The sequence below is a fragment of the Neisseria sp. HMSC065D04 genome (genome assembly GCF_001815675.1).
GTDB lineage: Bacteria > Pseudomonadota > Gammaproteobacteria > Burkholderiales > Neisseriaceae > Neisseria.
Genome location: NZ_KV821489.1, coordinates 1 through 272 on the forward strand (window position 1 = coordinate 1; position 272 = coordinate 272).

Genomic DNA, 272 nt, shown 5'->3' on the forward strand with positions numbered 1-272 from the left:
CTGGTTTTCAACCCATTGAGGATTTCTTGGCGGAATTTTTTCTCCATGGTGTTTATTGCTTCTTTTTCTTGGGCTTTCCAGTTGGCAGGGGCTTTTTTATTGTCGGCAGGGATATAGAAAAAACTGCGTACGATATAGGCGTCATCATTATCCAGTTTGAAATATAAGTCGGCTTCGTAGGGCATACCGTCTTTCCCGATAATGTTTTCCCAATGAAATCCCCCGCGCGTTACCTGCATCATTGCCCGATCCGGAATCAGGGTGCGGGTATC

The 272-nt window shown here is 45.6% G+C and carries 1 pseudogene; it reads right to left on the minus strand.

The features are described 5' to 3' along the window. A pseudogene (locus HMPREF3050_RS02850) lies at positions 1-272 on the minus strand (hypothetical protein); the annotation flags it as partial.